This is a genomic window from Rhodoblastus acidophilus (genome assembly GCF_900187365.1).
GTDB classification, from domain to species: domain Bacteria; phylum Pseudomonadota; class Alphaproteobacteria; order Rhizobiales; family Beijerinckiaceae; genus Rhodoblastus; species Rhodoblastus acidophilus.
The window spans coordinates 18,910-37,570 of record NZ_FYDG01000011.1 but is presented as its reverse complement, the minus strand read 5'-3'; the positions used below and the strand labels follow the sequence as shown (position 1 = coordinate 37,570).

Here is an 18,661-nt window from a genome sequence, read left to right as displayed (position 1 = left end):
CGCGCGGCCGGACGCTTACGTCCCGGTCCAGACCGGGACGCGCTTGTCGAGGAAGGCGCCGATGCCCTCGCGCGCGTCCTGCGCCTTGAGGTTCTGCGCCATCACCTCGCGCGTATAGGCGTAGGCCTCGGCCAGCGGCAGCTCCGCCTGCGCGTAAAACGCCTTCTTGCCAATGGCCAGCGTCAGCGGCGATTTCGACGCGATTTTCCGCGCGAACGCCAGAGCCTGCGCCTCCAGCTCCGCCGCCGGAACCACCGCATTGATCAGGCCGAACCGCAGCGCGGTCGGCGCGTCGATCAGATCGCCGGACAGCAGCATCTCCATCGCCTGTTTCTTGCCGACATTGCGCGACAGCGCCACCATCGGCGTCGAGCAGAACAGGCCGATATTGACGCCCGGCGTGGCGAAGCGGGCGTCCTCGGCGGCGAACGCCAGATCGGCGCTGGCGACCAGTTGCGCGCCCGCAGCCGTGGCGACGCCATGCACCCGCGCGATCACCGGCTTGGACAGATGGATGATGGCCTGCATCACATCTGCGCATAAGGCGAAGAGAGCGTCGACATAGGCGGGGTCGTAATTCTTCGCGCGCAATTCCTTGAGATCGTGCCCGGCGCAAAAGGCCGGGCCGGCCCCGGCGATGATGACGACGCGCGCGGCGGGGTCGGCGTCGATCTGCGCCAGCGCGTCGCGCAACGCCTGCAACAGACCGAGCGACAGGCCGTTGCGCGCCTGCGGGCGGTTCAACGTGAGGGTGACCACGCCGGAATCGTCGGCGCGCAGCAACAAGGGAGCCTCAGTCATGGCTGTCTCCAGGTTCGGATCAATTTTGCGGAGGTTTATTTCTTGCGCAAGGCGCCGGTCTCATCGACCCGGCGCAAATTCGCCAGCTCCGTGGCGGTCGGCTCGGGAATTTCGCGCGCATCCGGCGCGACCCGCAAGTCCCAGCCGGTGTGGGCCTTGATTTCATCGACGCTGGAAAAGGCGAACCAGCCGTCGAGCACGAATTCGCGCGTTCCCGGCTCCGGCCGGAGGATTCCGAGCGTGGTGACGATCGCCGAGGGGCCGCCGCCGACGAACCCTTTTCGCGCACGCGAGTCGCCGCCGTCGAGATAGCCGGGCGAACTGATGTAATCGACCTTGTTGGTGAAGCGTTTGCGCTCGTGGCTGGCCATCACGATGAAGCGGCCGGCGCCGCAGGCGATGTCATTGGCCCCGCCGGCGCCGGGCAGTCGCGTCTTCGGCGGCCGGTAATGCGGGCCGATGTCGCCGTCCCAGATTCCTGTCGTGTTGACATTGCCGAACTTGTCCACCTGCGCCGCGCCGATCACGCCGACGTCGCAGCGGCCCGAGGCCACCAGAAAGCCCAGCGCGTCCAGCGCCGAAGTGAAACTGGTGGCGTTGGCGGCGAGGCGGTTGCATTCGATGCCCCAGGGCAGGCCGCCGACCGGCGTCGCGCCGTAAACCCCGCCTTCGGTCATGCTGCGCAGGTTGGGCGCGTGATTGGCCTGGGCGAAGAACCCCGCCAGCATGGACAGGCCCACGCCGAAAATCGCCAGTTCGCCATCGCGGATCTCGCGTCCCGTGGCGATGGCCATCATCTCCTGACGCGTGTAATCGAGCGCCGCGCTCATGCCGCGATCTCCTTCGATCCGGCGTCCGGCGCCGTCAGGCGCGCGACCTCGTCGGCGGGCAGTATCCAACGGCGATAGGGGTCGAGCAGGAAGCTGGAGACGCTGTCGGACAGATGCGCGATTTTGTCGCGGCCGATCATGTCGAGATAGCTGTCGAGGTCCGAATAGCTCTCGACGAAATCGCGAATGTAGTCCGCCGTTCCCTGCTCGCTGGCCAGCGCCTTGTTCATGAAGAACATGTGTTCCTCGTCCATGTCGTACATGCCCGGCGAGGAATGCGGCCACGCGGCGAAGGGCCAGTAAACCACGGCCTCGACAAGGAGTTCGGGGATGCGGACGAGATTGGGATATTGCCGGATGCAGCCGGGATCGACGATGGCGTCGGCGATCACCACCACCCGCTTCGCCGCGCGCGAAAGCTCGAAGCGGCTCCATTCCGTGCCGAGCAGGATGGCGTTGCCATTGGCGTCGGCAAGCGTGACGTGAATGGCGGCGACATCGGGCTTGAGCGGGCTGAAGGCGCCGATCTCCTTGCCGCTGAACGGATCGGTGATGGCGGGAATTTTCTCTCGCGACGGATAGGCGTCGGGGGCGAAGGCGCTGCGGTCCTGCAAGTCGGAGCCGATGTTCACCGTCGCCGGCACGAACGGCCAGTTCAGCGCGCCGCCGAGCAGGCGCAGGGCCATGGCGAGGTTGGAATAATCCTCCAGCGCCAGACGCCCGCTTTCGACCGCACGGCGCAGGCCATTGGCGAAGCCGACCACTTCCAGCGCGGCGAAGCCGCATTCCGCCTTGGTCGCCGCGCCGGCCGCCGCCAGCAGATTGAGCTGCTGGCCGCAGCAATGGAAAATGGCGTGCAGATCCTTGCGTTTCTGGCGCAGCAGTTCGCGGCCGAACACCAGCGCGTCGGAGCCGACCGGCAGCGCGGCGCCGCTGGCGTAGCACATGCCGTCCCAGCTGAAGCGGCGGCCCGCTTCAGCCAGTGAGATCAATTTGTTGGGCATAAAAAGTCCGTCTTACCAGGAGGCGTCGAGGCCGAGCAGGCCGAGGATTTCGCGGCGGCGCTCGACCAGGTCGGGATCGTCGCGATGGCGCGGATAAGGCTTGTCGATGGCGATGTCGGCCTTGATCGAGGCCGGGCGTTCGCTGAACACGATCACCCGCGTCGCCATCAGCAGCGCCTCCTCGATGTCATGCGTGACCAGCAGGGCGGTGAAGCCGGCGCGGCGCCACAGATTGACGATTTCGCCCTGCATCGACAGGCGGGTGAGCGAGTCAAGCTTGCCGAGCGGCTCGTCGAGGATGAGCAGATCGGGATCGTTGACCAGGGCGCGCGCCAACGCGACGCGTTGCGCCATGCCGCCGGACAATTGATGCGGCAACGCCTTGGCGAAATTCTCCAGACCGACGAGGCGCAGCGTTTCGTCGATCCGGGCGCCGCGCTGCTTCAGCAGGCCCTGCGCCTCAAGCCCAAGCGCGACATTGTCGCGCACATTGCGCCAGGGGAACAGGGTCGGATCCTGAAACACCACGACGCGCGACGGATCGGGGCCGTCGATGCGCGCGCCATCGGCGGCGACCACGCCCTCGGTCGGAGGCTCCAGCCCCGCGACCAGCCGCAGCAGCGTCGATTTTCCGCAGCCGGAGGGGCCGAGCAGCGCGACGAATTCGCCGCGGCGCGCGGTGAAGCTGACCCGGTCGAGCACGGGCAGCGGCGCGCCTTCGAGATCGAAGCGATGGCTGACCTCGTGGACCGAGATTTCGACGCCGGGTTCGCGGGCGATGTCATGAGCGAGACTCACCACTGCACCTCCGCCTTCTGCCAGGACAACAGCCGGTCGCGCAGCCGGAACAGCAGCGTGATCAGGCCCGAGCACATCAGCGACATCACCAGCAGCGCCGCATACATATTGGCGTAGGCGGCCCACCCCTGCGCCCATTGCAGGTAGAAGCCCAGCCCCGCCTTCACGCCCATCATTTCGGCGGTGACCAGCACCGCGAAGGAGGCGCCCAGCCCCATGAACAGGCCGACGAACACATGCGGCAGCGCGGCGGGAATCGCCACCTTGAAGATCAGGAAGGCGCGGCTGGCGCCCAGCGTGCGCGCCACGTCGTAATAGGCGGAATTGACGCTGGCGACGCCGGACCAGGTCAGCACCGCCACCGGAAAGCCCGTGGTCAGGCCGATCAGGAAGATCGACGCGGAATAGCTCGACGGAAAGGCGAAAAACGCGATCGGCAGCCAGGCGATCGACGGCATCGGGCCGATCAGCCGCATCGCCGGATGGACCCAGTAGCCGAAGGCGCGCGACCAGCCCAAGGACACGCCGACGACGAAGCCGGCGCCGGCGCCGGCGAGGAAGCCGAGCAGCTCCAGCTTAAGCGAGGCGACCACGCTCTCCCACAGCTTCGGCCAATCGTCCACGAACACCTCGACCAGCGCATGCGGCGGCGGGAAGAACGGCTGCGGCAGCAGCGCGAGCTTGGCGGTGGTCGCCTGCCACAGGATGAAGAACAGGCCCAGCGCCAGCAGCCACGGCGTATAGCGGCGCAAACGCTCGGCGCCGCGCGGCCACAGGCCGCCGAGCAGGCCGGCGAGAAACAGGGCCGCGCCAAAACCGGCCGCCGCCTGAGCCAGTTCCTCGCCCCGCCCCCATTCGCCGGCGTCCGGCCAATGGCGCGTGACGAAGGCGAAGGCGATCCACGCCGCCCCGGCGGCGATCGCCAGCGCGGCGCGCGTCAGCGTCTCCCGCGACGGCAGGCCGCGCGTGGGCGCGGCGCCGGCGGACGCGGCCTCGATTGAAATCAGCGACATCGCAACCTCCTCAGCTCAGCACGTCGGCGTAGATGCGTTCGGCGAATTTTGCGGGATCGGTCGAGGGCTTGAAGATCGACACCAGCTTCAGCTCCTCGGCGTAGAGCGCCAACTCCTTCTTCAGGTCGGCCCCGACGGGGTGATGGTGGTGGCTGTGATATTTGGCCAGCGTCACCAGATCGGCCAGCTCCACCTTGCCCGGTCCGTAGGGCGCATAGGTCGCGGCGGCTTCCTCGGGATGATGCGCGGCGTATTCCGACGCCTCGATCAGCGCGCGGGCGATCGCCGCCGCCGTCGGCTTGTCGTCGCGGATGAGACTGCCGCGCACGCCGATGATGCAGCAGACGCGGGAGGCGTATTCGCCGTCGAGATTGGACGAGATTTCGCGGAAGGCGCCGTCCTTCTGGAACAGGAAAGTCAGCGGGTCGTTGTCGGCCAGCGCATGGGCCTCGCCCTTTTCCACCGACACGCGCAGCAGCGGGCCGGGGAATTGCTTGAACTCGACGTCTTTTTCGGGGTCCAGCCCGACCTTCTTCAGCCGGATGGCGAAAAAATTCTTGCCGGGCGAATTCATGTCGCTGACGGCGATGATTTTCCCCTTGAGATCCTTCAGGTTTTTAATGTTCGAGGCGGTCGGCGCCAGCAGGCGCAGGCAGCCGCCATGGGTCGAGGCGACGATCTTGACGTCGAACCCCTGCTCCATCGGCTTCAGCCAGCGCAACGCCATGCCGGCGGCGGCGTCGGCCTTGCCGGTGGCCAGCGTTTCCAGCAACTGGTCGGTCGAGCCGGAATAATTGGTCAGCTCGACGTCGAGGCCGTGTTTGGCGAAAAAGCCCTTTTCCTTGGCGACGGTGACGCCGACCAGGCACGGCGCCCCGGCGTTCCAGGCGAAGGTGATTTTCTTCAGCGGCCCGGCGGCGGCCGCGGCGTCGCCCGCCGCCGTCGTGCAGATCGGCGCGCCCTCGAACGGCGCGCGGGGAATTTGCGGCGTGGCGAAGACGGTTTCGCCGACCAGCCCCAGCGGGACCGAGGCGCCGACGGAAGCGGCGCCAACCAGGAAGGCGCGACGCGAGCCGAAATTATCCTTGCGGTTCATTCAGACCAAACTCCTTGTGCGAGGCGGCTTCGCGCGGATGCGTCAGCGAAGCTCATCGACTCTGCCTTCAGGATATAGTCTATTATTTTTATAGACCAGATATTTTTTCACCGATTTGGCGGCTTCGCGCCCGCAATGAAACAGGCCCGGACGGCGACAACCGTTCGGGCCTGGAGAAGGAGATCGCGCCCATCGGGACGCCGGCGACTCGCCGGATTTCAAATCCGTTTCACGGGGGAGCCTTTGCCAAGCCGCAGTTTTTCAGCTGCGCGCTGCGCCTCCTGCGGCGTCCGGAACATCTGTCCATTGAGGCGGCGATAGGCGTCCGCCGCCGCATGAAAGAGAAATCCGCGCTGTTCGCGGATGACGATGCCGGCGGCCAATTCGCCGCACTCGATGACATAGGCTTGAGACATGAGCGACCAAGGGTTTGCGAAAACTGGGCGGCGCTCGCAAAGGGCGGGCGACGACAACGGAACACGACGTCAGGTCGGTCCAACATCGACAGGAAGCCATGATCGCGCCCTCCCCTGTTTGCGCGGCCGGCAAACCGCTTAACCATATAAAAAATATAGAAAAAGGGACGCAAAGGATCAAGAGATGGCTGTTTCGAAGCTTGGACCGCCCGGAAAACAACCGTTCGCCGCGCGAGGCGTCGCGAGCCAAATCGTCTGTTCGGCCGCCGAACGCGCTTGACCTTCCTCATAAGTGGTTTATCCGATGGCGTTCGTCATGTTCCGGAGCGCGCCACATGAACGCCAAGCATGCTGAAGGGCCGCCTGTCACCGAGCAGGATCTGACTCTGGTGATCGCCGCGCGGCTGCGCGCGCGCCTGCGGCAGGAAGCCGGGGCGCTGGACAAGCTGGCCGAGGCCGCCGGCGTGCCGGCCGATCGCCTCGAAGCCATCGTCAACGGCCAGCGCGCGCCGAGCATCGACGTGCTGTGGAAGATCGCCAACGCGCTCAACGTGCCGTTCGGCAGCCTGATCGCGCCGGCCCCGCGGCGCGGCGCGGCGGTGATCCGCAAGTCCGACGCCAATGTGCTCACATCCAGCGGCGGCGCGTTCCGCTCGCGCGCCCTGACCGTGTTCGGCGAGGCGCCGCGCGTCGAAATCTACGAACTCACGGTCGCCGCCGGCCATCGTGAACATTCGCTGGCGCACGCGCCTGGCACGTCGGAGGACATTCTCGTCGTGAAAGGCGAGCTTGAAATCGTCGCGGGCCGCGAACCCGCCTACCGGCTTGGCCCGGGCGACGCGATTCACTTCGACGCCGACGTGCCCCACGCCTATTGCGCGCTGGGCGCGGAGGAGGTGATCGCGCATCTGGTGCTGGCCTACGGTCCCCGCGACTGAAGCCCGGACTTGAACTTCCCCTCGGCGCCGTCGATTTTCGAGCGGCGAATGTCCTGAAAATCCCGTGTGCGGCCAGGGTCGGACCGCGAATGGAACGAGAATGCTATCGAACAAGGCGAAATACGGATTGAAGGCGATGATGCATCTCGCCGGAGCGGATGGAATCTCGCTCGCCGCCCAAATCGCGCAAGACAACAACATTCCGCGCAAGTTCCTCGACGCGATCCTGCTGGAATTGACCAAAGCCGGTCTTTTGACCAGCAAGAAGGGCAAGGGCGGCGGCTACCAACTGGCGCGCCCGGCCGACGCCATCACGGCCGGACAGGTGATTCGCATTCTCGACGGCCCGCTGGCGCCGATCGCCTGCGCCAGCCGCACCGCTTATCGCCCCTGCCCCGATTGCGGCGACGTCGAAGCCTGCGCGATCCGCGACGTCATGCTCGACGTCCGCGACGCCATGGCGCTGATTCTGGACAGAACCACCATCGCGGCCATGCGGGCGCGCGGCCTCGCCCGGCAGTTGGCGTTGCGCTAACCGGCGTCTGCCCCGCAAATCCCGTGGCCGTTCTCGATGCCGGCGTTCTCCCGATTGAACGAAGCCGCCGCGAAATATATCGCGATGCGATATGAATGCGACTACGCAACCTCCGCCTGCTGACGCCGCATCGAAGATGGGGTTATAATGAAGGAATGGACCCTCGCATTATCCTCCTGGTCCCTCACACAGCCGCCAAGCTGGCGGCAGAGGTCGACTATTACGCCGGCGCAATAGACGGCGTGGTTCCTGAAGACGCGGATCAGGCCGCCGCCATCCTCAATGGACGCGTCGGCCAGTTCGTGGAGATCGTATTCCCGTTTCCGGTCGATCCTCAGGACTCGCCTTCCGACGCCGTCGAGGCCGCGGCGAAAGCCACCAACGGCGGCTACTACCTTTATCTCGTGGACGCTTTTACGGAGCAGCCGACGGGCGTGAAGGTGCAAGGCCGCATCGTCTTTCGGGCCGCCGGGCGTGAACGCAAGCTGGACATCCCGTGGGAACACGGCGAACCACGCCTCAACATGGCGACGCTCACCGCCTGCGGAATGGCCGCAGACGAGGCTGACGCCGTGCTGGCGCTGTTCTCGGCGTCACTGCATCAAAACTTGTAAGATGCGGTTTTCCAATCCGCCGTGATGCGCCGGGGACGCCATGCCAAGGGCGTTCAGGCGTCACGCGCGCCGGCCATGGGGTGACCGGCCGCATCGCCGCCTTTATCCCAATGCGCGATATTCACCCCATCCGCACGACGACTCGCCGCGCGCGTCCGTCGGCGCAAAGCGGAACGCAATCAAGATCTTCCCCATCTACGGAAACGGAAACGACGCCGCGTTCGACTCCCAAGGGATTCTCGACGCAGATATCGTAGCGCGAAGCGTCATGCAGAAGCGACACATCGAAGCCCGTCCAGCCTTTCGGTATGCAGGGATCGACGTGGAGACGATCCCCCTCTTTCCTGATCCCAAGGATTTCTTCCACGCCGGCGCGCTGCATCCAGGCGGCTGATCCGGTGTACCAGGTCCAGCCGCCGCGGCCCACATGCGGCGCCACGGCATAAACATCGGCGGCGACGACATAAGGCTCGACCTTGTAACGATGCGCGTCCGCGCGCGAGCGGGCGTGATTGATCGGGTTCAGCATCGAGAACAGTCGGGCGGCCTTGTCGCCTTGGCCAAGTTGGGCAAAAGCCATCACCGACCACAGCGCGGCGTGGGTGTACTGGCCGCCGTTCTCGCGGACGCCCGGCGGATAGCCTTTGATGTAGCCGGGATCGCGTGCGGTCTTGTCAAACGGCGGGGCGAACAGCGGCGCCAGCCCGTCTTGCGGGCGGATCAGCTCGCGCTCGACCGAAGCCATCGCCTGCGCCGCCCGTTCGGGCGAGGCCGCGCCGGACAGGACGGCCCAGGATTGCGCGATGCAGTCGATGCGGCATTCCTCGCTCTGGCTGGAGCCAAGCGGCGCGCCGTCGTCGAAGAAGCCGCGCCGGTACCAGTCGCCGTCCCAACCTTCGCGTTCGAGCGCTGTCTTGAGCACGCCGGCATGCGCGCGCCATTTCTCCGCGCGCGCAAGGTCGCCGCGCGCTTCGGCCAGCGGGGCGAAACGGTTCAGGGCGGCGAAAACCAGCCAGCCAAGCCAGACGCTCTCTCCGGCGCCGCCGACGCCGACGCGGTTCATGCCGTCGTTCCAGTCGCCGGAGCCGATCAGCGGCAGGCCATGGACGCCGAGGTCAAGACTGCTGTCGAGCGCGCGGGCGCCATGTTCGTAAAGGCTGGCGGTTTCCTCGCCGATCGACGGCGTGAAGAAGCCGTCATGCTCGGCCGGCTCCAGGCGCCGCCCCTCGAGAAAGGGGAGAGGTTCGTCGAGAATGGCGGCGTCGCCGCTGACCTGGACATAGTGGCCGATGACCAGGGACAGCCACGCCCGGTCGTCGGAAATGCGGGTGCGCACGCCCTGGCCTGAATGCGGCAGCCACCAATGCTGGACGTCGCCTTCCGGGAACTGCCGCCCCGCCGCGCGCAAGATGTGGGCGCGCGTCATGGCCGGATGGGAGGCCGCCAGCGCCAGCACGTCCTGCAACTGATCGCGGAATCCATAGGCGCCGCTGGCCTGATAGAAGGCCGCGCGCGCCCAGAGGCGGCAGGCGATGGTCTGGTAGAGCAGCCAGCCGTTGAGCATGATGTCCATGGCGCGGTCAGGCGTCTTGACGGTCACGGCGCCGAGAAGGCCGTCCCAATGGCGGCTGACCTCAGCGAAGACTGCGTCGAGGTCGGCGCCGCGATAAAATTCGACAAGGCGGCGCGCCTCCTGCGCCTCCTCGCCCTGGCCGAGCAGAAAGGTGATTTCGACGACGCCGCCGGGCGCGAGCGTGACGCCGGAGCGCAACGCCGCGCAGGGATCGAGGCCAGCGCCCAGCGTTTTCGACAGGCCGGCGCCGCTGGCCACCGCCGCCGGGTGGCGCAGCGTCCCGTTACGGCCGATGAATTCGCGACGGTCGCCGGTCCAGTCGGTCTGGCGGCCGCAGAGATCGGCGAAGGCGACGCGCGCGCCGAAGCCTGAGATCCAGCGGTTGCGCGCGAAGATCGCGCCGGTGGAATCCAGCTCCGTCGTCACGAACGGCAAACCCGCAGAGCGCGACGGACCCAGCGCCCATTCCACAAAGGCGGTGACGCTGAGATGACGCACGCGATTGCTGAGATTGCGGAGTTTCAGGCGTGAAATCTTGATGGCGCCTTCGACCGGAACGAATTGCAGCAGGTCGGATTCAATGTCGTGACTCGCGTGTTCGAACCGGCAGTAGCCGCGACCGAAGCGGGCGGCATAGGTCGCCTCGTCCAGGCGGATGGGCAGCGCCGTCGGGCTCCAGAAATCGCCGGTGTCCTCGTCGCGCAGGAAAAAAGCTTCGCCGGAGCGGTCGGACACCGGATCGTTCGACCACGGCGTGAGCTGGTTCTCCCGACTGTTCACCGACCACGTATAGCCGCCGCCCTCTGTCGCCGCCTGGAAGCCGAAGTTTTGGTTGGCGACGACATTGATCCAGGGCGCGGGCGTCGCCTGTCCCGGTCCGAGAATGACGACATATTCTTGGCCGTCTCGCGCGAAGCCGCCGAGGCCGTTGAAGAATTCGAGTTTTTGCGCGGGCGGCGCGGCCGGCTGCGGGGCGCGTTCGATTCGACGCTTCGGCTTCGCCACGGCGGGTTTGCCGGTCTCGACGATGCGTTCGAGCTGGTCCAGCAAACCGCCGCGCTGCGCCACGATCACGACACGCGCGATCGACGCCAGCAGCGCCGAGGTTTCCGCCGGAATGAGATCGCTGCGCAGCACGAAGGCGGCGCCGCCGGACTCCTCGCCGGGCAGACGGCGGCGCATCTGGCGGGCGCGGATCAGGGTTTCCAGCGCGATCTGAAGGTCCTGCACATAGGAAGACTGCCGCTCGTTGAGGATCACCAGATCGACGGCGAGTTGCTTCATCCGCCAATATTCGTGCGCTTGCAGCAGTTCGCGGGCGATATCGAGATCGTCGGCGTTGTTGATCCGCAGCAGAACGATGGGCAGGTCGCCGGAAATCCCCTGCGCCCACAGCCCCGACTGCGCGCCGGACCCCGCGACGATCGTCGGGGACGGCGGCCGCAGGGTTGCGTTGGCGTAGATCACGGGACTGGCGAGGCGCTGGAACAGGCTGGCTTCGCCCGCGGTGACGCCGAGGTGATGCAATTGCACTTGCGCCTGTGTCCAGGCCAGCGTCGTCGCGCGCGAAAAAGCGGCGGCGTCGCGGTGCTTGTCGGCGATGTCGAGCAGCGTTTCGCGCGTCGAGGCCGCCATGGTCCAGAAGGAAATGCGCGCCACGGCGCCGGGCGCGATGCGCACGCGACGGCGCAGAGCGAAGATCGGGTCGAGCACGGAGCCGGCGCTGTTCGACAGCCTGCGTCCGTCGATCATGGCGTTGGGCGTTCTGACGCCCTGCCCGCGTCCGAGAAAGCGGGCGCGGTCGGTTTCGAATTCGGCGTCGCCAACAACTTCGCCATCGACGACGGCGAGCTGGCCGACCCAGATTTCCGGCTCGTCGGGCGTGCGACGGCGCCGCGTGGCGACGAGAACGCCGACGTCGGCCAAGAACTCGGTTGCGACGAACAGCTTTGAAAAGGCGGGATGGGCGACATCGGCGGCCTGCGGCGCCAGGGCGAGTTCGGCGTAAGAGGTGATTTCGATCTCGCGCATGCGGGCGCCGCCATTGGCGACGCTGACGCGCCGCACTTCGGAATCGCTCTCGGAGGAGACCACCACATCGAGCGTGGTGGTCAGCGCGCCGTCGTGGCGGGTGAATTCGGCGCGATCCTCGTTGAAGGCGACATGATAGGAGTCCGGCTCCTGGCCGATTGGCTGGAACGCCGCCGACCACACCGCGTCGGAGCGAACGTCGCGCAGGAATATGTAGGAGCCGAAATCGTCGCTGGTCGCGTCTTCGCGCCAGCGGGTCAAGGCGAGCGTGCCCCAGCGGCTGTAGCCCGAGCCGGCGGCGGTCAGCATTGTGGAAAAACATCCGTTGGACAGAAGATGCGTCGCCGGATTGGCCTGATGCGGCGAGACGAAACGCCGTTCGCCCAGCGGCTCGACATCGCGCCCTTTCCGCACGGGCGACTTTAATTCCGACGCCCAGGGGCGGCTGACCGCGACATCGCGCGGCATCCGCTCCTGCAACAGAAGTTCCGTCGCCTGGACCATGGGCTCGCTATGAAAGCGGGTCCGCATTTTCGCGTCCAGCACGGCATTGGCGATGGCGACGATGGTCATGCCCTGATGATGGGCCATGAAGGCGCGGACGACGACGAAATCCCGCCCCTCCGGCACGCGCGCGCGGGTGTAATCGAGCGCCTCATAATAGCCGTAGCGGCCGCGCGCGCCGATCCCGGCGAGGCGCTCCAGATTGGCGCGGGCGGCTTCCGGATCGACCATGGCCGCCAGCCCCGTCGCATACGGCGCCACCACCGAATTGTCCGCGAGTCCGCGCTTCAGCCCAAGGCCGGGAACGCCGAAATTCGAATATTGATAGGTCAGTTCCAGATCTCGCGCGTTATACGCGGATTCCGACACTCCCCAGGGCAGATTCTGTTGTTCGGCGAAGGCGATCTGCCGGCGCACGACCAGACGGTTGGTGTCGTCCAGCAGGCTTCCCGCCGGCGCCCGCATCACCAGCGAGGGCATCAGATATTCGAACATCGATCCCGACCAGGAGATCAGCGCGGCGCCATGGGCGACCGGGGTGGCGACGCGTCCCAGGCGGAACCAGTGGCGGGCGGGAACATCGCCCTTGGCGATGGCGAAGAAGCTCGCCAGCCGCGCTTCCGAGGCCAGCAGGTCGTAGCAGTTCGCGTCGAGCGCGCCTTCCGGCGCGACGCAGCCGATCGACAGCAGGTTGCGCTGCTTGTCGATCAGGAAGCCGAAGTCCATGTCGAGCGCCATCGCCCGCGCAATCTCCTCCAGCTGTTCCAGCCGCGCGCACAGCGCCGCCGAGTCCTCGGCGCCGCGCGAAAAATCGGCGCGGTGCGCGGCTATGGCGTTCACGCTGGCCTGCGCCCAGAACAGCATGTCCGCGCCCGCCGTGTCGCCGCGCTCGTTGGCGAGCGCCTTGGCCATGTCGGCCATGTTGGCGGCTTGCAGCGCGAGATTGAGCAGGCGCTCGGCGAAATTGTCCTGCGGGCGAAGCGCTTCGTCCACGGCGCCGGCAAGCTCCGCCAAAGCGGTGTCGAGTTGGCGCCAGGTGACGGTTTGCGTCTTCGGGCCATCGCGCAGGCTCGCCGCCTCCGCGCGCGTCAGGGCGAGCGCGTCGCCGACGCCGACGAGCATGCGCGCCCTGTCCGCCTTGGGCGCCCGCCATTCGCGGCAGGCGTTGGCCAGCGCGATCAGGTGCCCGGCCAGATTGCCGCTGTCGACGGAGGAGACATATTTGGGATCGAGCGGACGCAGATCGCCGGTGTCGTACCAATTGTAGAAATGGCCGCGAAACCGCGCCATGCCGCCCATGGCCGCGAGCGTCGCTTCGAGACGCGCCACGGTCTCGTCAAGGCCGATCCAGCCGAAATCGTGCGCGCTGGCCGCCGCCAGCAGATAGAGGCCCAAATTGGTCGGCGAGGTCCGGCGCGCCAGCGCGTTCGGGTCTTCCTGAAAATTATCGGGCGGCAGGTGGTGGTCGGCGGCGGTGACGAAGGTTTCGAAATAACGCCATGTGCAGCGCGCCGTGAGGCGCAAGGCGCGGGCGTCCTCGTCCGCCAGGGGCTTGCGGGCGGCGAGGCGCGGCGGCAGGCTGACCCAGCGCGCGATGGCGGGCGAAGCCAGCCAGAGCGCCGCGCAACCGCAAGCCAGCAGGGCCGCGCCGCCGCCGGCGAACAGTCCGGCGATCAGGGTGAGCGCGCCGATGACCGAGGCGCCGAACATGCGCCGGTAAAAGCCGGCGAGGTCGAGCCGCCGCGCCTGGGACGCCTGAGCCGCCGGAACCCATTCCAGCAGGTTCTTGCGGCTGACGAGCAGGCGATACAGCGTGCGACAGATGGCGTCGCCCATCAGCCAGGCCTGATCGGCCAGGAAGATGACGGTGAGCGCCGACAGGATCAGCGCGAGTTTCAAATCGCCGCCGAGCGCGCGAAAATGGCTTGCGAGCGTGACGCCCGGCCGCAGCGGGGGAATCGCGGCGATCACGGGAATCATCGACGGCAAGGCGATGGTCGCGACGACGAACAGCGTCCAGACCAGCGACGCCGGGAACGGCAGCAGGAAGCCCGCGAGCAAGGCGACCACCGCCAGCGGCGCCGAAAGGGTGCGGCGCAAATTGTCGAGCATTTTCCAGCGCCCGATCGCCGGCATGCGCGACGCGGTTTTCGGCGCGCCCGGCGCGCGCGGCCCAACGCCGAGAATCCACGGCAGCAATTGCCAGTCGCCGCGCGCCCAGCGATGGTGGCGCAAGGCGCCGACATCGTAGCGCGACGGAAATTCCTCGACGACTTCGACGTCGGAGGCCAAGCCGGCGCGGGCGAACACGCCTTCGAACAAGTCATGACTGAGCAGCGTCGAGTCGGGCGCGCGGCCCGCCAGGGCGGCCTCGAACGCGTCGATGTCGTAAATGCCCTTGCCGGCGTAAGACCCTTCGCCGAACATGTCCTGATAGACGTCGGAAACGGCGGAGGCGTAGGGATCTATGCCGCTCAGGCTGGAAAAGATGCGCTGGAACAGCGAGCCTTCGAGCCCGACCGGCAGCGACGGGGTGACGCGCGGTTGCAGCACGCCATAGCCCTCGACGATGCGGCCGGAGGCTTCGTCGAATCGCGGCCGGTTGAGCGGATGCGCCATCTTGCCGATCAGGCGGCGCACGGTTTCGCGCGGCAGGCGGGTGTCGCCGTCGAGCGTCACCACATAGCGGACGTTCAACGGCGGCGCGAGCGGCACGCCGTCGAGAACGACAAAGCCGGTGTCGTCGGCGCCGCGCAAAAACCGGTTCAGTTCATGCAGCTTGCCGCGCTTGCGCTCCCAGCCGATCCAGCGCGCCTGGCTTTCGTTCCAGACGCGGTGGCGATGCAGCAGCAGAAAGCGCGGGCCGCCGGGCGCGGGGCCATAAAGCGCGTTCAGCCGCGCCACGCCCGCGATGGCCACAGCCAGCAGCGCGTCGTCGCCCTCGACGTGTTTCTCGTCGGCGTCCAGCCAATCGGACAGCAACGCGAAATGCAGGTCGCCCTCGGGGCTGGCGAGATGATGAATCTCCAGGCCCTCGATCTGCTGTTCGATGGCTTCCGGCGTCGTCAGCAGCGTCGGCACGGCGACGAGCGTGCGCAAATGCGCGGGAATGCCGCCGGCCAGCTCCAGCGCCGGCAGCAGGTTGGCGTGAAAGCCGAAACCGACCGCGCGATTGACCAGCGCGACGCTCGCGTCGATGGCCGGGATCGCGCCGAGAACGCCGAGAAGCCACAGCGCGCCCGCGCCGACCCCCATGGCCGCAAGGGCGAAAAGCGGCGCGGCGAGCAGGATGAGGGCGGCCGCCGCGATGGCGCCCGCGTAATAGCCGATGCGGTTCATCCGATGCAGCCGCACCCGCCAGCGGCGCTGGCGTGGGTGATAGCCGATCTCGGCCTCGAAATCGGCGCGCCCCCCGCCGATGAGATGATAGCCGGTGTCGGTTTTCCGCGCGTCCGTCGGCGCCGGCGTCAAATCGTGAAAGCGCTTGCCCGCCGCGATGGCCTGTCGGGCGATATCGAGCTCGGCGCCCTCGGAGCCGCGCGCCAATTCCTCTATGGCGCCGCGGTAGAGATTGCGCGTCGGGAAATCCATGGTCTTGTAAGTGGCGTCGGCGGCGAGCGCCGCATCGACCAGGCAGACCTCCTCGAACAGATCCTGCCAGTTGACGTCCGAGATCAGGCGCAGGCTGGTGATGATGTTGCGCACGGTGACGCTGGCCGCGCCCTGGCGCCGGTGCGCGTCGCGCACCAGATCGTCGGCGCAGATCTCACGCGCCGCGAGACGCTGGTCGAGCCAATCGAGCGCGGGCGTGACCTTCGGATCCTGATCGCGCAACCGATGAATGAGTTGGAGGGCGAAATCTTCCGAGCGCGCGTCGTCCTCGTGGTCGGAGAGCACGATATGCGTCGGCTGGGCCTCCTGGCCCGATGCGCCCAGCAGACGGTCAGCGAGATTGTCGGCCAAATGCCGCGCCGCTCGCCCTTGCACGATCTGCACGGCGAGACGCCGCAAGTTCTCGATCATCACGAGGCGCAGCGTGATCGACACCGCCCACAATTCGCCGATGTTCAGCGGCTGCACCTGCTGATAGGCCCGCACATAGCCGACCAGCATGTCCGGGTCGAAACGGCTGTCCGTGTGGGCCACGAACGCCCAGGCCATGCCGAATACGCGAGGATAGCCGGCGAACGGCCCGACGCCGAGCTTGGGCAGTTGCCGGTAATAGCCGGCGGGCAGGTCCGATTGAATGGCGCGGATCTGCTTCTCGATGAGATGATAATTGTCGATCAGCCATTCGGCCGTGGGCGTGACGGCGCGGCCCTCTTCGGTTCCCTGCAGCAATGTCTTGTAGGCGGCGAGCAGGACCGCGCTGTTCTGCGCGAGGCGGGTGGAGAGCGGCCGCACCCTGATCGGCTCGGGCGTCACCGTCTGCGCGGCGGCGAGACTGCGCGCATGGTCGTCGAGACGCTCCGCGCTGAACAATTCTTCGCGGACGGGTTCGGGATTGTCCCAGGCCGACGGCGCGCGCGCGAAACGGTTGAAAAATTTCAAGAAGAGCCTCGAATTCATGTCGGAGGACAGGCGCGCCCTCATGTGCGTGCGACACCGTGGCGTCCTGCGGGGCGGCGGCAAGCGGCAAAGTTCGTTTGGGTGGGAAGACTCGCATCCTCCTGGCGCCGGGACGCGCCTTGAGGATGGGCGATGGCGTTACGGATCGGCCTTTTCGGCCACCGGCGCCGCCGGCTGCTCAAACGCGCCCGCATCGATGTGCGGCGTCCGCCGGAAAACGGCGGCCAGCGTCAAAATGAGCAGCAAGATGAGAATGGCTGGAACAAGCGGGCTCCAGCGCGGCTTTGCATGAACGCCGCCGATGAGGGGTACGGTCGCCATTCGCCGGGCGGGCTGAAGCAGCGCGAGCATGCGGTCGGCGATGACGGTCGCGTCGCTGCGTCCCGGCATGAGACCCGCCAGTGCGTCGAGCGCCAGGGGTTTGGGCATTTTTGCGATGCGCGCCGCTTCTTTCCACGGATCGGCGCCGGAGCGCGCGATCGCCGACACCATGGTCAGCGGCATGCCATGTCCGTCCTCGTAGAGCACGGCATAGAGGAAAGGCTCGAACTCGGCTCCCAGCGGCGGAAACGCTTTTGGCGCGCCGTTCCGGCTCCGGGTTGGCGGGCGTTCAGCCACGAAGACGCCAATCGGCGGGATCGAGCATGCCGGTCAAATCGATGTGGGCGACGCAACTTTCGTCGGGCAACACCTTGTCCGAGAAGATGATGTCGAAGACCTGCCCCTGCTCCGTCAGCATTTGCAGGTCGTTGCGGCCGAAGAGACCTTTCAGCGCATCGGCGTCCAGGCGGATCTCGCCGCACCCCGAAACGCCAGCCGCGGGGCGGTGATACCCGTCGAAATCGAAGGTCGCCGGCGCCATCTTCTTGCCGTTGTGAATGATCTCGCCGCGTCCGGACAGCCGTCCGAGATAGCGCAGCGCCTTTGTCTTGAAAGCCATAGTCTTGCTCGTTCTTCCTGTTCACCGCGCCGGCTTCGGCGTTTTGATCGGGGTGGATCGCCCCAGCGGCATTTTCGGCGGATTGGGATCCGCCGCCGGCTTGGCCGCCTTCGGCTTCTTGGCTTCGCGATTGCCGCGCTTGCGTTCCTGGGCCATGCGTCACTCCTGTCGCGCGCCCTGACGGCGCGCCCGATGGAAAGAGAAGCCTCAAAACCTTGAGGCGCAGGACGCCTTCCGGCGCGAAGGTCAATTCACGATTTTGATCTTTTCCGCCGAAATATTTCCGCCGCGGCGCGCGACGAGTTCGAACAGAACCCCGTCACTCTCGCGCCATTGGGTTGCGCCGACGCGCTCGACCGCGCCGGAATGGGCGAAGTCGTCTTGACCGCCGCCATCCAACGCGATGAAACTGAAGCCATTTTGCGGATTAAACCCTTCCACGGTCTCCTGAGACATGGAAACCCCTTTCTGCACAAGCCAACATGCTTGCGGACGCAGCCGGCGGTCGAATTTGCACGTTTTGGCAGGATATTTGAGGGGCATGCCAGACGTATTTCCGTAGAAAAGACGCCAAGAGACCACTGTCCGACAAAATCAAAATAGGAGTTATTTATATTTTTACAAGCGACTTTCTTTTTTTATATTTTCTGTCGCAGGCAATTTCTGCGCCGCCTCGGGGGGATTGATGTTTTTTTGACGCGAAGGACCGGTACTTGGGAGATCACGGGTGGAATCGCGTGCGGACGAAAAGTCGTTCGCGCCGCCAGGAAACAATCCTGCGATTTGTCTTGTCTTGAACGCAATCAAGGCGCATAGTTATTGCGTTGATTTGGCCGAAATGGCTACGCGGTGTCAGAGACCCGCCATCCTCCTTCAAATTTACGAGACTTGGTGGCTGCGCTGTTGAGCGCTGCGATCAGCTCATCGCGAGTTGGACTGTGTTCCGACGCCGACCACGGATGTACTGGCGGCTCGGAGGCGTTCCTGCTCAGGTGGGCG

Annotated in this window: 15 protein-coding genes; 3 read left to right on the top strand and 12 right to left on the bottom strand. The window is 66.4% G+C overall.

Going from position 1 to position 18,661, the window contains the following annotated elements:
- Positions 1-15 precede the first annotated feature (15 nt).
- The 7 genes from CFB24_RS16820 to CFB24_RS16790 all read right to left on the bottom strand — a co-directional run bounded on the left by CFB24_RS16820 (position 16) and on the right by CFB24_RS16790 (position 5,925).
- Positions 16-801, bottom strand: coding sequence for an enoyl-CoA hydratase (locus tag CFB24_RS16820; protein ID WP_088521805.1), 786 nt, complete (start codon positions 799-801; stop codon positions 16-18).
- Positions 802-836: 35 nt separating this feature from the next.
- On the bottom strand, positions 837-1,631 hold the full coding sequence (locus tag CFB24_RS16815; RefSeq protein WP_088521804.1) for a CoA-transferase subunit beta: 795 nt from the start codon (positions 1,629-1,631) through the stop codon (positions 837-839).
- On the bottom strand, positions 1,628-2,635 hold the full coding sequence (locus CFB24_RS16810; RefSeq protein ID WP_088521803.1) for a CoA transferase subunit A: 1,008 nt from the start codon (positions 2,633-2,635) through the stop codon (positions 1,628-1,630). Before CFB24_RS16810 ends, CFB24_RS16815 begins: the two co-directional genes overlap by 4 nt.
- 12 nt (positions 2,636-2,647) lie before the next feature.
- Positions 2,648-3,436 (bottom strand): ABC transporter ATP-binding protein, encoded by a 789-nt coding sequence (locus CFB24_RS16805; protein ID WP_088521802.1) that lies wholly within the window; start codon positions 3,434-3,436, stop codon positions 2,648-2,650.
- Positions 3,430-4,446 carry an ABC transporter permease gene (locus tag CFB24_RS16800; protein WP_088521801.1) on the bottom strand — a complete coding sequence of 339 codons (1,017 nt, stop codon included), beginning with the start codon at positions 4,444-4,446 and terminating at the stop codon, positions 3,430-3,432. The genes CFB24_RS16805 and CFB24_RS16800 overlap by 7 nt, the downstream gene beginning before the upstream one ends.
- 10 nt (positions 4,447-4,456) lie before the next feature.
- Positions 4,457-5,542 (bottom strand): ABC transporter substrate-binding protein, encoded by a 1,086-nt coding sequence (locus tag CFB24_RS16795; RefSeq protein ID WP_088521800.1) that lies wholly within the window; start codon positions 5,540-5,542, stop codon positions 4,457-4,459.
- Positions 5,543-5,760: 218 nt separating this feature from the next.
- On the bottom strand, positions 5,761-5,925 hold the full coding sequence (locus tag CFB24_RS16790; RefSeq protein WP_244593237.1) for a hypothetical protein: 165 nt from the start codon (positions 5,923-5,925) through the stop codon (positions 5,761-5,763).
- Between the two features lie 368 nt (positions 5,926-6,293).
- On the opposite strand from CFB24_RS16790, the gene CFB24_RS16785 reads away from it, so the two are divergent.
- The 3 genes from CFB24_RS16785 to CFB24_RS16775 all read left to right on the top strand — a co-directional run bounded on the left by CFB24_RS16785 (position 6,294) and on the right by CFB24_RS16775 (position 8,045).
- Positions 6,294-6,896, top strand: coding sequence for a helix-turn-helix domain-containing protein (locus tag CFB24_RS16785; protein WP_158255247.1), 603 nt, complete (start codon positions 6,294-6,296; stop codon positions 6,894-6,896).
- A gap of 100 nt (positions 6,897-6,996) precedes the next feature.
- Positions 6,997-7,431, top strand: a complete 435-nt coding sequence (locus tag CFB24_RS16780) for an RrF2 family transcriptional regulator (protein ID WP_088521797.1) — start codon at positions 6,997-6,999, stop codon at positions 7,429-7,431.
- A gap of 95 nt (positions 7,432-7,526) precedes the next feature.
- Entirely contained in the window at positions 7,527-8,045 is a 519-nt protein-coding gene (locus CFB24_RS16775; RefSeq protein WP_141098476.1) for a hypothetical protein, read from the top strand.
- A 121-nt stretch (positions 8,046-8,166) separates the two neighbouring features.
- Here the strand turns inward: CFB24_RS16775 and CFB24_RS16770 are convergent, their stop codons facing one another.
- The 5 genes from CFB24_RS16770 to CFB24_RS16755 form a co-directional block, all read right to left on the bottom strand.
- Positions 8,167-16,704 (bottom strand): glycoside hydrolase family 94 protein, encoded by an 8,538-nt coding sequence (locus tag CFB24_RS16770; protein ID WP_244593238.1) that lies wholly within the window; start codon positions 16,702-16,704, stop codon positions 8,167-8,169.
- A gap of 156 nt (positions 16,705-16,860) precedes the next feature.
- The gene (locus tag CFB24_RS16765; RefSeq protein ID WP_088521794.1) at positions 16,861-17,340 is read right to left on the bottom strand and encodes a hypothetical protein; all 480 of its coding nucleotides are present in this window, start codon (positions 17,338-17,340) and stop codon (positions 16,861-16,863) included.
- Complete coding sequence (locus CFB24_RS16760) at positions 17,333-17,662, bottom strand: hypothetical protein (RefSeq protein WP_088521793.1); 330 nt, start codon at positions 17,660-17,662, stop codon at positions 17,333-17,335. The genes CFB24_RS16765 and CFB24_RS16760 overlap by 8 nt, the downstream gene beginning before the upstream one ends.
- Positions 17,663-17,683: 21 nt before the next feature.
- Entirely contained in the window at positions 17,684-17,818 is a 135-nt protein-coding gene (locus CFB24_RS23950) for a hypothetical protein (RefSeq protein WP_264582810.1), read from the bottom strand.
- 90 nt (positions 17,819-17,908) lie between these two features.
- The gene (locus CFB24_RS16755) at positions 17,909-18,205 is read right to left on the bottom strand and encodes a cold-shock protein (protein ID WP_244593239.1); all 297 of its coding nucleotides are present in this window, start codon (positions 18,203-18,205) and stop codon (positions 17,909-17,911) included.
- Between the last annotated feature and the right edge of the window lie 456 nt (positions 18,206-18,661).

What these genes read in the sequence shown, in the direction of transcription:
- CFB24_RS16780 (WP_088521797.1), top strand. Translation starts at nt 6,997, where the DNA reads ATGCTATCGAACAAGGCGAAATACGGATTGAAGGCGATGATGCATCTC.
- CFB24_RS16755 (WP_244593239.1), bottom strand. Translation starts at nt 18,205, where the DNA reads ATGCCCCTCAAATATCCTGCCAAAACGTGCAAATTCGACCGCCGGCTG.
- CFB24_RS16795 (WP_088521800.1), bottom strand. Translation starts at nt 5,542, where the DNA reads ATGAACCGCAAGGATAATTTCGGCTCGCGTCGCGCCTTCCTGGTTGGC.
- CFB24_RS16785 (WP_158255247.1), top strand. Translation starts at nt 6,294, where the DNA reads ATGAACGCCAAGCATGCTGAAGGGCCGCCTGTCACCGAGCAGGATCTG.
- CFB24_RS16820 (WP_088521805.1), bottom strand. Translation starts at nt 801, where the DNA reads ATGACTGAGGCTCCCTTGTTGCTGCGCGCCGACGATTCCGGCGTGGTC.
- CFB24_RS16810 (WP_088521803.1), bottom strand. Translation starts at nt 2,635, where the DNA reads ATGCCCAACAAATTGATCTCACTGGCTGAAGCGGGCCGCCGCTTCAGC.
- CFB24_RS16815 (WP_088521804.1), bottom strand. Translation starts at nt 1,631, where the DNA reads ATGAGCGCGGCGCTCGATTACACGCGTCAGGAGATGATGGCCATCGCC.
- CFB24_RS16775 (WP_141098476.1), top strand. Translation starts at nt 7,527, where the DNA reads ATGCGACTACGCAACCTCCGCCTGCTGACGCCGCATCGAAGATGGGGT.
- CFB24_RS23950 (WP_264582810.1), bottom strand. Translation starts at nt 17,818, where the DNA reads ATGGCCCAGGAACGCAAGCGCGGCAATCGCGAAGCCAAGAAGCCGAAG.
- CFB24_RS16760 (WP_088521793.1), bottom strand. Translation starts at nt 17,662, where the DNA reads ATGGCTTTCAAGACAAAGGCGCTGCGCTATCTCGGACGGCTGTCCGGA.
- CFB24_RS16800 (WP_088521801.1), bottom strand. Translation starts at nt 4,446, where the DNA reads ATGTCGCTGATTTCAATCGAGGCCGCGTCCGCCGGCGCCGCGCCCACG.